Origin of the sequence: Pseudochelatococcus sp. G4_1912 (genome assembly GCF_047501465.1) — a bacterium.
GTDB lineage: Bacteria > Pseudomonadota > Alphaproteobacteria > Rhizobiales > Beijerinckiaceae > Pseudochelatococcus.
In genome coordinates this window covers 1,085,932-1,100,455 of sequence record NZ_JAZDRL010000002.1, presented here as the reverse complement: position 1 = coordinate 1,100,455, position 14,524 = coordinate 1,085,932, and the positions used below count along the sequence as shown (strand labels likewise).

Sequence of the window (14,524 nt, the reverse complement as noted above, 5' to 3'; positions counted from 1 at the left end):
CACCACACGCCTAATTCACCATATCGGTGCGCAATTTTCTATAAGGTTTTGCCATCAATTTAGCTGGGATCAGCTCTAGATCTGCGTTGATACGCGCGGCCAACGTCTCTTCAAGCACACGGGCGAGTTTGCCTTTGTAATGGATCTGATCGAAATAAAATGCCGGATCTTCCGTTTCCGGGCGCACGCCGTTCCAGTCGATCACGATAGTGCGCGGACGAGACTGGGCGATTTCGGTCAGTGCGGAATAGCAGGCCTGTTCTGTAGCATGCTCTGGTGTGCCCTCCCGCGGTTGGCCGGAAACAAAAGTTGGCGGCACCATGAATACAACCAAAGTATCACTCGGCACTCTGGGTAGCATGTCGCGCAACATTTCCAGCGCCGGGAATTGCCCTGTGAGGTTTACAACATCTTCGGGTTTATATTGTAGCAGCAAGTGCTGTTTTTCAGCCTCTTCATGGCCATGGGCAACATAGATCGGGTCATAATCCCAATAGCCATCTGGCCGTGCACGATCACGTCCGCCTATTGCATACTCAATGCGGCGAACCCCCTCCTCCAATGCATTGAAGCGCACAAGACCGCGTGCATATGCAAGCGTGTCCTCTTCATAAAGCCAGAAAGGAAAAGGGTTTACAGTTTTCAAAGTTTTATCGCCATAGCACCAGAAAATATCGGTACCAAGCAGGATAACCCGCGGCGACGCTTCACGGTGGCGCAGATACCAATCGAGCATCGTCAGCTGCTCTTTGGGCCGCGTACCCGGAATTGTCAGTGAGGCAAAATTGGCACCTGTCAGCTGCGTCAGCCGCTCAGGGTGCAGCGCCTGCATGCGCGAATTGCCGATAATGACGGAATCGAACGAATGATCGCGCGCCCGGCTGGCATGCTCAGTCCGCGTGCCCTGTGCGCGCACGCCTGGCGGATCAATCAGCGTAACGCGCCTCGTGCCATAGGGATCGAGCACGAATAGCCCGATCATTAATGTCGGAAAAAGCACCGCTATCGTCACGATAAACGTCGTAGCGAAAACTCGCCACTGCTTCTGCTCACCAGTTTGCACGACCCAATATCCCGTCAGAATTGGAAGTAGATGAACTCATAATTGGCGTCATCGCCAATTTTGAACAGGATGACTACGAACATAACGGCTAATAGCGCCGCCACCGATCGCCAGGGCGGCACCCGGTTCGTGAATGCCCAAGCAGTAGGCCCTGCCAATGCGACAACCGCCGCAAGCAGAATCGTGCGCCACCTGATGCGCTCGCCATCCAGCCCATGCCCTATCAATGCGTCATACATCGTCCACGCCGTGTCGAAATTCGGCGAGCGGAATAGCACGAATGTCAGCGCAATAAAGACCGTTGTCAGCACCCAGCCTGCAAGTGGCGGCATACGCATGCCCGCTTTATGCCATGCAACCCCGATAGCGAGACCAGCGCCGTGCATCATGCCCCACACAACGTAGGTCAAACCAGCACCGTGCCACAGACCACCGAGGGTCATGGTCATGAACAGCGCAAACAGTTGCAGTGCCAATCCATGACGGTTACCCCCAAGCCCGATATATAGATAATCGCGCAAGAACCGCGACAACGTCATGTGCCAACGCCGCCAGAAATCCTGCAAAGATGTGGCGCGATATGGCCTTTCGAAGTTCTGCGGCAGCACAATGCCGAACATCAGCGCTATGCCCAGCGCCATATCGGTATAGCCGGAGAAGTCGAAATAAATCTGTAGCGGAAACGCAAGAAGCGCCTGCCAGGCGGCCTGAACACTTACCGCCCCCGCCGCTGCCGCAGCCTCATAGGCAGGATTGACGTAGAGCGATAGCGGATCACCGATAAATACCTTCTTGCCCAAACCAATGGCAAGTAGCACCAGGCCACGCGCAAAACGCTCCGCAGCGTCAGAGCGTAAATAAGGACGCTCGTCGAACTGATGCATGATTTCGGTCCAGCGCACGAGCGGACCAGCAAGAACTTGCGGAAAGAAAGCGATGTAAAGCGTATAGCGGATAAGACCGAACTGCGGCGCACGTCCAGCCTTGAGGTCCGTCAGATACATGATGTGGTGAAACGTAAAGAACGATATGCCAAGTGGCAGGGCAAGCGCGAGCGGATCAAATGTCTGCTGCAGGAAGTTGCCAGCAATCCCCATGGCAAAGTCAGCGTATTTGAATACGCCAAGCACCAGCAAATTGACGATAATCGCGCACCATATCAGCGCCCGCTGAGACCAATGGCCAAATACGCGCGCAACAATCCAGTTAAACAGGATCGAGATCATCAATAGCGGTAGAAACCGCCAATCCCAATAGCCATAGAACATCAAGGAGAGAACTGCCAACAACGGCAACCGCCATTGCGGCGAATAACGTTCAGCCAACCAATGCAGAATTAGCGCCGCGGGCAAGAAAACGAGTAGGAAGGCGAAAGAGTTAAATAGCATGCTCGAAAACTGGTTCCAAAGGGCTCACAAAAGCAGCGCATGATAAAAATGCGACCCCAAGAATCGCAATTTCCACCTATCTATTTGTTTCTAAAATCAAATTCTCTCTGCAAAGCGTATACTTTTCAGATGTGTTTGATGCTTTAGGCGATAAGCCCATTAAAATAAAGCCCCTATCCAAACAAAAGCACCGCAAAGGCTGCATACCCCTGCAGTGCCCTATTTTATCTATCAAGCATCAGGCCTCATGCGTCTCTGCAGGCGCAGGCGAACCACCCTTGAACTTCTCCCGAATGGTCTGGAAGGTGACATACAGCATCGGAATAACGAAGATACCGAACACACTCGCAGCAATCATGCCCGCGAAAACCGGCGTTGAAACGTCATGCCGCGCCATCTCTGAAGCCCCTTGTGCCCGCACTAACGGCACAAGACCAAGAATGAACGCAATTGACGTCATGATCACAGCGCGGAAACGCAACCGCGCACCATGCTCGGCCGCGTCCACGATACTCATGCCAGCCTCACGCTGATCCTTGGCGAACTCTACAATCAGAATGCCGTTCTTTGCCGCAAGAGCAATCAGCACCACAAGACCAATCTGTGCATACAGATCAAGCGGTAGGCCGAACGCTAACAGTCCAATAAATGCTCCGGTAATACCCACTGTTACTGATAGCAACACTGGCACAGGCACCATCCAGCTTTCATACAGCGCGACGAGGAACAGATACGCAAACAACAGTGCCAGCGCCATGATAATTGGTGTTTGCCCGCTGGTTCCCTGCTCCTGATAGGCGGTACCCGTCCACTCAAAGGCATAGCCGGAAGGCAACGTCTTGGCTGATACCTCCGCCATCGCTGCCATCGCTTCACCAGATGAGATACCGGGAGCTGGATTGCCGTTGATCGTTACTGAGCGGTAATTGTTATAACGCCCGATAACCTGCGGCCCCACAACCGTACGCGCTGTTGCGATGGATCGAAGCGGCACCATCGTGCCTTTGTCGTTACGAACATAGATATTCCAGAGGTCCGCAACATCACGACGATCTCCGGCATTGCCTTGGATATTCACCTGCCACGTACGCCCGTAGAGATTGAAGTTATTGATGAACGAGCCACCAAGCGTCGCCTGCAACGTTGAGAAAATATCCGCAATATCGACGCCAAGTGCCTGCGCTTTCTCCCGATCGATATCAAGGAATATTGACGGCGCGGATGCACTATAAGTCGAGAATACACGAGCCAGGCGCGGATCCTGATTTGCAGCCGCAACCAGCGCCTGTACAACGCTTGCCATAGATGCAGGATCAGCACCCTCAAGATTTTCAAGCTGATACTCAAAACCACCACTGGTAGAAAGACCCACTACCGGCGGCAGATTAAACGGCAGAATGCTCGCAGTACGGATCTGCATCGCAGCACCGAAAATCTTGCGGATAAGCGCTTGCGCAGAATTCGCAGCCCCCTCTCGATCCGCAAACGGCTTCAGCGAGATAACCATGAACGCCATGTTGCTGGCCGAGTAACTGTCGAGGAATGAATATCCAATAATCGACGTTACATGCTCCACCTGCGGCATTGGCCGCACGATCTGCTCAACCAGCTTCACCGCATCCATGGTGCGACTTACGGAAGCACCGTCGGGCAGCTGCACGTTAATGAAGAACGCGCCCTGATCCTCTTCCGGCAAGAAGCCAGTGGGCGTAATTCTGGAGAGCGAGAATATGCCAAGCCCCAATACCCCCACCAATACCAGAGACAGCATGGAGTAACGCAAAATGCGGCGCACAATTCCGGCATAGCCATCACGCACCGTGTCAATACGTGTGCTGATCCATCCCATTACGCCCTTACGCGGACCGCTATGACGCAGCAACACCGAGCATAATGCAGGCGATAGCGAAAGCGCGTTAATCGCCGAGATAAACATCGCCACGCTGATCGTTACAGCAAACTGACGGAACAGCTCACCCGAGATGCCTGGCATGAAGCCAATCGGCACGAACACAGACAACAGCACGAGCGTGATCGCGATAATTGGAGCCGTAACCTCGCTCATCGCCTTTTCGGTGGCCTGCGCGGGAGTAAGATCCGGCTTCTCCTCCATCACACGTTCAACGTTTTCCACCACGACAATGGCATCATCGACCACGATACCAATCGCCAGCACCAACGCCAACAACGAGACCGTATTGGCCGAATAGCCCAATGCCAGCAACACCGCAAATGTGCCCACCAAACTGACTGGCACTGCGATAATCGGAACAAGTGTCGCCCGGAAACTGCCAAGGAAGAGAAACACAACAATCGCGACCAGCACAAAGGCCTCGATGAGCGTCTTGATGACCTCATCAATCGTATCCGTCACGAAGGTGGTGGTATCGAAAACGATATCTGTACGCATCCCCTCGGGAAAGCGCGTGCTCAGTTCATTCAACGTTGATGCAATAGCACGTGCGGCATCAATCGCATTTGCGCCGGGCGCCTGATAGATACCGATCGCCACGGCCTGCTTGCCATCAAGACGGCTGGTCGTGTCCTCATTCTGCGCTCCAAGCTCCACGCGCGCGACATCGCGCACACGCAATATCGATCCATCAGGATTAGCACGCAGAACAATAGCGCCGAACTCTTCCGGAGTCGTCAAGCGACCTTGCGTGGTGACATTGAACTGAAACTGCTGATCTGCCGGCATTGGCTGTGAACCAATACGCCCCACAGGCGCCTGCACATTCTGCCCGGCAATAGCGCGCATGATGTCTGATGGCATCATGCTGAGGCTCGTTAGCCTATCAATATCGAACCAGATCCGCATCGAGTAGTTCATGCGGCCAAACAAGGACGCTGACCCAACGCCTGGCGTGCGCGCCAGACTATCCATGATATTGATCGTGGCATAGTTGGTCAGAAACAGCATGTCGTGTTGCGGATTGGTGCTCGACAACATGACAAATTGCAGGATCGACGATGACTTCTTTTCAACCGTCAGCCCCTGCACCTGCACTTCCTGAGGAAGGCTGGCGAGCGCTGTCTGCACACGGTTGTTCACGTTCACCGTGTTCATATCGGGATCAGACCCGAGCGCAAAACTCACTGTAAGGTTATATGATCCATCCGCACCGCTCGTGCTCTTCATATAGAGCATCTGATCGACGCCGATGACGTTCGACTCGAGCGGCTGCGCGACTGCGGATTCAACAACACCCGCCGAAGCTCCAGGATAAAATGCGCTAACCTGCACCTGCGGTGGCACGATATCGGGCAGCTGGGCTACAGGAATGCGCATAAGCGCCAGAATACCGGCAATCGAAATAACGATAGCGATAACGATCGCAAGACGCGGCCGGCGAATAAAGACGGATGAAATCACTGTCTTACCCCTGCTCAGCTGCGGTAGCCGCAGAACGGCTTGCAGGGCCGGGCGAAACTAGCGCGCCGGGACGGACATTTTGAATGCCTTCGACAATCACCTTATCGCCAACACTCAGCCCCTCAACCACTGCCGCAATAACTGGTGTGGATTGACCAAGCTTCACACGTTTCTGCTGCGCTTTGTTTTCGGCATCAACGATGAAAACATAATCCCCAAGCTGATCAGACAAAATAGCCGCACGTGGCACTGCCAGATATGATGTCGGCTCTACCGATTCCAGCACTACGGTAACAAAGGCATCGTTTGTCAGCGTTCTGACAGTGCCAACTTTGGAGCTTGCTGTCGGAACTGGCGGATTGGCAATGACGCCACGGAGCATGATCGTGTCTGTATTCTGCGCAACAGAAATGTCGATAAAATCAAGTTTGCCAACCTGATTGTACATTTCGCCATTGGCTAATTTTAAACGGACATTGAGGCCTTCATTGCCACGTGCTCTTTGCTCTTCACCAATTTCCAGAATCTGCCGGGAAGAAATTGGAAAAAGAACATACATCGGATCCTGACTAACCACTGTCGCCAGAACGCCAGAATTTGGCGTAACAACGTTGCCCGGCGTCACCGATGTGCGACCAATACGGCCATCTATTGGAGAGGTGATCTTGGTATAATCGAGATTGATCTGCGCTGAACGCAATTGTGCTTCAGCCAGGCTCACCTGCGCCTGGGCGCTTTGTTGTGCAGCAAGAGCGTTATCAACCGTGCTCTGCGGCCCCGCATTACGCGCAAGCAGCTCTTGTGCGCGGTTCAACGTCAGGTTTGCATTTACCAGCTGTGCCTTTGCTTGTGCAAGTAACGCAGCCTGCGCGTCACGCACAGCTTCATATGGCCCCTGCTCGATCTGATAAAGAAGATCACCAGCCTTCACTTCAGCGCCCTCTATGAACGCCTGTTGCTCAAGAAAGCCTGTCACGCGGGCTACAAAATTAACCTGATCACGCGCCTGCACGCGCCCTGAAATTTCGGTGCTTTCATTCATGGTGCGCATGGTTGCTTCCACAACGCCCACAGCCGGAGGCCCTGCCGGAGCTTGCGCCCATGCACTTTCATGCCCTGCCGCAAAGCTAAATACAGCCAACACTGCAGTTCCAACCACCGCAATGCGATGCGCGACATTAGCGATCATAACCGAAATTCCCCCCAGAATACCGATTGAGCCTCCGAACGCCCCTGCGTTGGAGAAAAGCATAAGCCTGGCAGCATATACATATATGCCGCAATACTGTAAATGCCCGTATAAAAACAGGCTTAATCCCTCGTGCTATATTGTGCGATGAAACCGAGATTTAGCGCTTATAATACTTAAAGCACAGCTTTACGCCTATGACGCCGCGATCGGAACTTTATTAATGGTCGGGCAATAAAGCCCGCGCCTACCGGCCATAGGCTGAAATGCCTCCGTCAAGCCAACAACGGTCTCGGCCGCCCCCAGCATCATAAAGCCATCAGGGGACAATACACGGGAAATCCGATCCAGCACATCAGCCTTGGTTGGCGGATCAAAGTATATCAGAACGTTGCGACAGAAAACGATATCGAAAACGCCAAGAGCGCTAAACCGATCCAGCAAATTAAATTTTTGATACGTCACCATTGAACGTATGGACGGCACAACTTCCCACACCTCACCTGCACCTTCAGACTTCTGGATGAAGTACTTTGCAAGCATATGCAACGGCAATCCTCGCTGAACCTCAAACTGAGTATAACGCGCAGCCTTGGCGCGCTCCAGCGCCTGGGAGGAAATGTCGGTACCTAAAATCTCAATACGCCATCCCGCAATTTTCGAGCCCATCTCCTGTAGGCACATCGCCAGCGAATAAGGCTCCTGCCCCGTGGAAGATGCAGCACACCAAATACGCAGATGCCGCTTGGAGGCGCGCGCATTAATGAAATATGGCATCATCACATTCGTGAAATGCTCGAAAGGTACTTTATCACGAAAGAAAAAGGATTCATTTGTCGTCATCGCCTCAACGACAGAATTACGTAATGAAGCGGCATCTGGACGGCGTAACTGGGTTACAAAAGCCCCCAAATCATCAATCCCCGCCTCACGTGCCAGAGGCAATAGCCTGCTTTCGACAAGGTATTGCTTGTCCCCGGCAAGAGCGAGTCCGGATTTTTCCTTCACCAGACGGGATATGAAGAGATAATCATCTTCTCTCATCGGATATTCCCACGTAGCAGGTCTTTGAGTTTACTGCCAATTTGTGTCAACGGTAGAATGGCAGCGCACCCTCCAGCAGCTGCAACTGCACCAGGCATACCCCAGACAACACTGGATTCTTCATCCTGAATAACAACGCTGCCGCCAGCATCGGAAACCGCAACAGCCCCTAAACCGCCATCGCTCCCCATGCCCGTGAGCACAACTCCAAGGCAGGACGCCCCATATACTTGCGCAGCAGATCGAAACAGAGGGTCCACCGCTGGCTTGCAGAAGTGCTCTGGCGGCGTATCACGCAAACGCGCAATCACATTGCTATCATCCCGCGAGACCTGTAAGTGCATGCCCCCCGGTGCAACATAGATACGCCCCGCGACAATCACCTCGCCATCCTGCGCTTCAGCAGATGGCAATGATGTTGCGCGCCCCAATTGTTCAGCCAAAAGCGCTGTAAAGGTGGGTGGCATATGCTGAACGATAAGAACAGGCACTTTTAACAATGCCTCTTTGGCTGAAGTAAGAACTTCTACCAGCGCCTGCGGTCCACCGGTCGAGCTTCCCAACACCAGAACGCGGGGTGGTACTGTCGAGAATGGACGTAACGCTTTTGGAGCATCCTGGGGCGCCTTACGCACAATGGCTGGACGTGCAACTGCAGGTATAGGCTGACGAGCCTCAGATGGACGCCCGGTGTCAATGCGCGTATCACGCATCGCAGCAATAGATGAAACTGTTGATTGTGCCTGGCTCAATAGGGGTGCAAGCGTCGTTGATGCAGCAGATCTACGCCTCGCCCGCCCTCCCAATTGAATGACTAACTCCAGCAATTCACGCCGATACTCTGCGGCACTGGCAATGCGTCCACTGCCATCTGGCTTGGCGATGCATTCAGCAGCCCCCAGCGACAAGGCGCGCATGCTGGTTTCAGCTCCCCGACGCGACAAGGTTGATGATATGAGCACAACAACACCGGGACAACGCTCCAGCAAGATCGGCAAGGCTGTCAGGCCATCCATCTCAGGCATTTCAATATCGAGAATGACAACGTCTGGGCGTGATATCGCTATATCATCAACGGCTTTTTTCCGTTAGGATGAACGGCAACGATCTGTACGCCAGGCGTTTCTTCAATCCAGCGCGCTGTAAGGCCACGAATAACTGCTGAATCATCAACAACCATAACGCGAACATCGTCCGGTTTCCCCGACATTTATATCCCCTGATACCCGGACAAGCTGCCCGCGCCTTCGCATACATTAGGTGTTAGCATACAAAGACTGCCAAATTTAAAGACCGCCGCAGCATCCCTGTACAGCTTACGATATTACAACAAGCCTCCATCATCATCGGAGATGAAAAGATCATAAAATTATGATGCAACATGATCTTCCCGAATGCTGGCAAGAACGCTTTCAACATCCAGCACCGCTAAAAGTTCTGCTTCCAGCCGAAAAACACCATCCGTCATAGCGCTCCAGCGCTGATCGAGATTAGGAGGCTTTTCTGTGAGTTGCGCTTTTTCCAATGTCAATACTTCCCCGACCTCATCGACAAGAAGGCCATAGACCTCGCCTTGATAATCAATGCCTACCGCCACAATGGATTCACCATCACCGCGCAATGGGAAACCAAGACGTCGGCGCATGTTGATTGCGGTTACGATGCGCCCTCGCAGATTAAGCACCCCATCCACTTCATTTGGCGCAAGCGGCACGGGCGTAATGCGTTGAGGCACGAAAACATCATGCACCGCCCATATGGGCAAGCCGAACAACTGCCCGGCGATACGCACTGTCACAAACTGACTGTGACTGTCTTCCTTAACGGGGGCAAGCTGGATGCTCATAGATCAACTCCATGACGACCGATGGTGAATTCTTCCAACGATGCAAGCAAGCCCACCTTATCGAATTTGGCGATATAATCGGTGAAGCCTACCTGGCGCCCTCGTTCGATAGCTTCAGGTGTATTCAGTCCTGATAAAGCAACGACGGGAAGATCGATCGTTTGTGGATTGGCACGCAGCTTTTTCACAAAGGTGAAGCCATCAACCTCAGGCATATCGATATCGCTCACCACAACATCAAATATTTCCCCGCCATCGATATGGGTGAAGGCTTCTGTAACGCCACCGCATACAGTCACGTCATATCCCGCCGCCCGTAGAACCGGCGCGAGCATGTTGCGGAAAAATGTGCTGTCATCGACAAACAGGATATGGGGCCGTACATCAACCTTATTACCTTGCGGCCCTGCAATCGCACGGAATGTTGGTGGCAAGAAGTGGCCGATATCCAGAATTTCCGTCGCTCTCCCCTTCACCACTGCCGTGCCGACAATGCCTGGCATTTCGGAATTGAACTCAATGGTGAAGCTTTCATCAACGATATCGATAATTTCATCTACGACAAGACCGATCGCCCGTCCATGATCCGTAAATACCAACATCGAGCGCTCTCGCTGATCATCATTGCGAGAACTCTCATCCAGATAGACTAGCGGCATTAACGAACCGCGATACTGCACCATATCTTGCCCAGTCAGATGCTCAATACGGGTAGATTCAAATACCTCAAGACGCGTCACAAGCGACAGCGGCACAGCTTTGGGTTCGTTGCTGCCCGCAAGGAACAAGATCAACGACATCCTTTCATGAGAAGTCGTGGAAGCAATAGCTGCTTGAACTTCATCTTGCGCAGCGACACTTGGTACAACGCTCGCAGCCATAGCCTGCGCCATACTATTGGGATCAATGATCATGATGACACTTCCATCCCCCAGGATGGTTGTGCCTGAGAACATTGAAACGTGTCGCAGAATGGATGATACCGGCTTCACCACAATTTCTTCAGTATGCAGCACGTTATCGACGCCAATACCAAAGGCGCGATTACCAACCTGCATCACCACGACAAAGCTGTCTTCTGCCTCGCCTGGCACGCCATGCGGGCGGGCAGATTTAATACCAAGCAATTGATCAAGATAGATGATTGGTAAAAGCTTGTCGCGCAACCGCAGTACAGGCGCATCCTTGAAGCGCTCTATGCGATGCTCACTGCCCTTCTGGACACGCACCAGCTCAACAACCGCAAGCTGCGGAATAGCAAAACGCTCTTCACCCGATACCACGATCAGGGCAGACACAATGGCCAACGTTAGTGGAATTTTGATCAGGAATGTTGATCCCTGTCCACGACGCGACACGACATTTACCGATCCACCAATCAGCTCGATATTCGTGCGCACGACATCCATGCCCACCCCACGTCCTGAGACATTGGTGACGACCTCTGCTGTCGAAAAACCGGGGTGGAAAATGTAAGCATGTATCTGAGATTCCGGCAACTTTTCCGCTTCAATCTCAGATACTAACCCGTTTTTGACAGCTTTTTGTCGAATCCGGGCTGTATCAAGACCCTTGCCGTCATCACCTACTTCAATGATGATGTGCCCACCCTCGTGGTAAGCGGCAAGGCGGATAGTTCCAACTTCGCGCTTGCCAGCCTTCACACGTTCAGCAGGACTTTCCAGCCCATGATCTGCCGAGTTCCGGATCATATGAGTCAGTGGGTCCTTGATCATCTCAAGAACTTGCCGGTCCAACTCCGTATCGGCACCAAGCATTTGCAGATCAATAGGTTTGCCCAGATCCCTCGACAGATCACGGACAATACGTGGCAGCTTTTGCCACGCATTACCGATTGGCTGCATGCGCGTCTTCATGACGGCTTCTTGCAGCTCTGCCGTAACTTGTGACAAACGCTGCAATGGTACCTTGAATTCAGACTCCTCTTGTCGACGCATCAAATCAAGCAGCTGATTGCGGGTAAGCACCAACTCTGACACCATGGTCATCAGTTGCTCAAGCGTCTCGACATTAACGCGGATAGATTGTCCCGGCCCACCTGCGCGTGCGCCAGCATGACCATCATCGCCTGCAGGAGCGGCTGTTTCGCGGGATGATAATGAGGGTTCTTTTATCTGCGCTGCATGACGTGCAGGGACGCCCGCAACATTCCTATCCACGCTATCGGTATCAAGATCAGGAGCTATCTCTTTTGCTGACTTGGCTGCAGATGCAAGATCAACGGGCGTCTCCCGGAACAGGCGCTCCAGTTCATCAAGATCAACCGTCCCTACAGCAGCAACCTCTTCAATCACACGAGGCTCTGGCTTGGGCTCTGGCTTGGGCTCTGACTGGGCACCCATTTGGGCCTGCTCTGCCATGATCTCCAGCGCATCAATCAGATCAGCATCATCGCCTTCTGGTTCATTGCCATCATTGTTTTCGAGATCACTGACTATCTGCTTGATGCGATCGATGGAGCGCATCACGAGATCAACTGCTTCTGGTTGAACCTGCGCACCATCACGAAAACGCCCCATGAGCGTCTCCGCTGCATGCGCTAGCGAGCCCAGCCGCGGCAAACCAAGAAAACCGCAGGTGCCCTTAATTGTATGCACAAGTCGGAAAATGTTACCAAGTATATCGGCGTTATTCGGTTCACGCTCAAACTTGACCAGTTCGACATCTACCAGGTCAAGGCTTTCGTTTGCTTCTGTGAGAAATTCACGCAGCAGGTCATCCATGATAGCCCCTTGTCAGAACGCAACTCTTGAAACACTGGTATTGTTTTCTTCAAACAACCACGAACAAATAAACGTTACCTTTAGAAGCTATTTATTGCATCCCTTGAAGTATCACTTTCTGCATCAAAGGCGCTTTAACACTTCCCTCATTTCATAATGTCCTTTTTATCGAGGTAATTAAACTCCTCAATGAGAACATCATTAATGATCTCTGCCCCGAACACTTTATTGACCGCAACTTTGATATCATTCGTCAGCTTATCGACGTCTTTTTTATTCACGCCCTCGAACTTACGAGTGGTGTCATCGTAGATGAGCCTGAAGGCACGATCGATAATCAACGGTTCTGGCGGAATGGAAATTTCTCGCAAAGTGCGTGCATCTGCCGTGTAGATAAACTGTGCCAGCACATACCCTTTGACCTCGTTATCAGCCACGATGGGAACGTTCATCATCCGCAGCTTGCGATACTCAAGACCAACAAGATAACCGGACTCTGGTGGTGGCTCGACGCGGTTGGATGACCAATATGCCGTGCTGTAAGTTGAAATCAACGTAACCGCACAAACCCATACGCCAATCAGCACAAAGCGTATCATCGGCCATATCTTCCAAATGGGCCGGACTCAGAATAAGTGCCATCAGAATCAGCCATACGTACGCTTTCAGCAACCATGGTTGCTACTTCACGCGCCGCTTCAAGATAAAACTTCAGAGTCGCCTCGTTTTCTGAAAGCTTTGCCTTGATGCGCGCAACCTCCTCCTTAAACGACTCTCCCTCGTTATCAGCGGCCAATGCATCGATGTTCAATGCGCGTGATAAACGGGCCAGATCCAACAAGCATTGGCTTTTGCGTTGCGCTATCTCATCCAAGCCATCTGTGCGCCCCTCATGGAGTTGCGACATCTCATCACCAAGCACCTTTTCAAGCCGACTGAAAACTTGCCGCAACGCCCGGCGACCAACTTCACCACGCCCTCCGACCAGCTCGGCAACAGATGATAGATCTTCGTCGGTATCCTGATTTGCAGTTGAAACAGCGCCTGCAGCAGCGAGCCCTGCTGCGAATGAAACTTCTTCCATAGAATCGTCCTGACTATTGAGCGTGGCGTCTTTGATCTTCTCGCTCATGCCATTATATCCGATGCTGTTACTTTATCTTGAATATCTTTACTTTCATTCAGCGCGCGCCGCACCTCTGCGTGGGTGTTATTGGCCCCCTCTTTTGCAGGATGCGCATGTTCAAGCATACGCGCAATGCCAATGCCACCACCCCGGGCCAGCTCTGCTGCAACTTGTTGGGCTAACATGGATTTCCATGTGTCACCAGCAAACCCATCACCATACCAGGAGGAGGATTCTTTCGGTAGCATCGCCTCAACGAATTTCTGTAAAGTCAGCGCTTCGAATTGCTGATAGGGCGTGCCATCTCGCAGACGGTTTGCATTCATCAAACCACCAGTGGTTCCGATCTCGCGACTTTCCAAGGGCGAGAAACCATCACGACCAGCAAGACGCAATCGCGCACGCTCAACATCGAAGGGCAATTGCGAACCAATCGTTTTCCCTTCAACATCTGGAGCAGCAAACGCCAAAGCTACATCGTTTGCTACAGCGGCATAATCGCTGCCGCTATCCAGCTTGTTAACCGCAACACGAAAACGGGCAGGATCTGCGGCACGGGCCACATCCATCACGATATCGGCAGGCAAGCTGACGGCCATGGCACCCCTCGCGGCTGGAACGCCATACGATAGCGATTAATCGAATGGCACTGACATCATGTATTCAAAATGATCAAACACGCCCTTTTAGACCGCGGATGATCAGCAGATAGGATAAACACCAAGCATTAATTGGCTTTATCTGGCTG

Annotated in this window: 12 protein-coding genes; all 12 read right to left on the bottom strand. The window is 52.4% G+C overall.

Annotated elements, in window-relative coordinates; all coding sequences use genetic code 11:
* Positions 1-10 precede the first annotated feature (10 nt).
* Entirely contained in the window at positions 11-1,063 is a 1,053-nt protein-coding gene (locus tag VRZ32_RS12275; RefSeq protein WP_414526007.1) for a hypothetical protein, read from the bottom strand.
* 14 nt (positions 1,064-1,077) lie between these two features.
* A complete protein-coding gene (locus VRZ32_RS12270) occupies positions 1,078-2,451 on the bottom strand; it encodes an MBOAT family O-acyltransferase (RefSeq protein WP_414526006.1) in 1,374 nt (457 codons plus the stop codon).
* A 238-nt stretch (positions 2,452-2,689) separates the two neighbouring features.
* Positions 2,690-5,827, bottom strand: a complete 3,138-nt coding sequence (locus VRZ32_RS12265; RefSeq protein WP_414526005.1) for an efflux RND transporter permease subunit — start codon at positions 5,825-5,827, stop codon at positions 2,690-2,692.
* Between the two features lie 4 nt (positions 5,828-5,831).
* Positions 5,832-7,016, bottom strand: coding sequence for an efflux RND transporter periplasmic adaptor subunit (locus VRZ32_RS12260; protein ID WP_414526004.1), 1,185 nt, complete (start codon positions 7,014-7,016; stop codon positions 5,832-5,834).
* A 195-nt stretch (positions 7,017-7,211) separates the two neighbouring features.
* Complete coding sequence (locus VRZ32_RS12255; protein ID WP_414526003.1) at positions 7,212-8,060, bottom strand: CheR family methyltransferase; 849 nt, start codon at positions 8,058-8,060, stop codon at positions 7,212-7,214.
* A complete protein-coding gene (cheB, locus tag VRZ32_RS12250) occupies positions 8,057-9,085 on the bottom strand; it encodes a chemotaxis-specific protein-glutamate methyltransferase CheB (RefSeq protein WP_414526002.1) in 1,029 nt (342 codons plus the stop codon). The genes VRZ32_RS12255 and cheB overlap by 4 nt, the downstream gene beginning before the upstream one ends.
* Before the next feature lie 38 nt (positions 9,086-9,123).
* Entirely contained in the window at positions 9,124-9,270 is a 147-nt protein-coding gene (locus VRZ32_RS12245) for a hypothetical protein (RefSeq protein WP_414526001.1), read from the bottom strand.
* Between the two features lie 159 nt (positions 9,271-9,429).
* Positions 9,430-9,906, bottom strand: a complete 477-nt coding sequence (locus VRZ32_RS12240) for a chemotaxis protein CheW (RefSeq protein WP_414526000.1) — start codon at positions 9,904-9,906, stop codon at positions 9,430-9,432.
* A complete protein-coding gene (locus VRZ32_RS12235; RefSeq protein ID WP_414525999.1) occupies positions 9,903-12,650 on the bottom strand; it encodes a chemotaxis protein CheW in 2,748 nt (915 codons plus the stop codon). Before VRZ32_RS12235 ends, VRZ32_RS12240 begins: the two co-directional genes overlap by 4 nt.
* Before the next feature lie 146 nt (positions 12,651-12,796).
* Positions 12,797-13,249, bottom strand: a complete 453-nt coding sequence (locus tag VRZ32_RS12230) for a hypothetical protein (RefSeq protein ID WP_414525998.1) — start codon at positions 13,247-13,249, stop codon at positions 12,797-12,799.
* On the bottom strand, positions 13,246-13,782 hold the full coding sequence (locus tag VRZ32_RS12225; protein ID WP_414525997.1) for a hypothetical protein: 537 nt from the start codon (positions 13,780-13,782) through the stop codon (positions 13,246-13,248). Before VRZ32_RS12225 ends, VRZ32_RS12230 begins: the two co-directional genes overlap by 4 nt.
* Complete coding sequence (locus VRZ32_RS12220; RefSeq protein WP_414525996.1) at positions 13,779-14,375, bottom strand: rod-binding protein; 597 nt, start codon at positions 14,373-14,375, stop codon at positions 13,779-13,781. Before VRZ32_RS12220 ends, VRZ32_RS12225 begins: the two co-directional genes overlap by 4 nt.
* Between the last annotated feature and the right edge of the window lie 149 nt (positions 14,376-14,524).

Bases quoted from the DNA above. Each gene is read 5' to 3' on its own strand.
- VRZ32_RS12270 (WP_414526006.1), bottom strand. From the start codon at position 2,451: ATGCTATTTAACTCTTTCGCCTTCCTACTCGTTTTCTTGCCCGCGGCG.
- VRZ32_RS12225 (WP_414525997.1), bottom strand. From the start codon at position 13,782: ATGAGCGAGAAGATCAAAGACGCCACGCTCAATAGTCAGGACGATTCT.
- VRZ32_RS12245 (WP_414526001.1), bottom strand. From the start codon at position 9,270: ATGTCGGGGAAACCGGACGATGTTCGCGTTATGGTTGTTGATGATTCA.
- VRZ32_RS12255 (WP_414526003.1), bottom strand. From the start codon at position 8,060: ATGAGAGAAGATGATTATCTCTTCATATCCCGTCTGGTGAAGGAAAAA.
- VRZ32_RS12235 (WP_414525999.1), bottom strand. From the start codon at position 12,650: ATGGATGACCTGCTGCGTGAATTTCTCACAGAAGCAAACGAAAGCCTT.
- VRZ32_RS12220 (WP_414525996.1), bottom strand. From the start codon at position 14,375: ATGGCCGTCAGCTTGCCTGCCGATATCGTGATGGATGTGGCCCGTGCC.
- VRZ32_RS12240 (WP_414526000.1), bottom strand. From the start codon at position 9,906: ATGAGCATCCAGCTTGCCCCCGTTAAGGAAGACAGTCACAGTCAGTTT.
- VRZ32_RS12230 (WP_414525998.1), bottom strand. From the start codon at position 13,249: ATGATACGCTTTGTGCTGATTGGCGTATGGGTTTGTGCGGTTACGTTG.
- VRZ32_RS12260 (WP_414526004.1), bottom strand. From the start codon at position 7,016: ATGATCGCTAATGTCGCGCATCGCATTGCGGTGGTTGGAACTGCAGTG.
- cheB (WP_414526002.1), bottom strand. From the start codon at position 9,085: ATGCCTGAGATGGATGGCCTGACAGCCTTGCCGATCTTGCTGGAGCGT.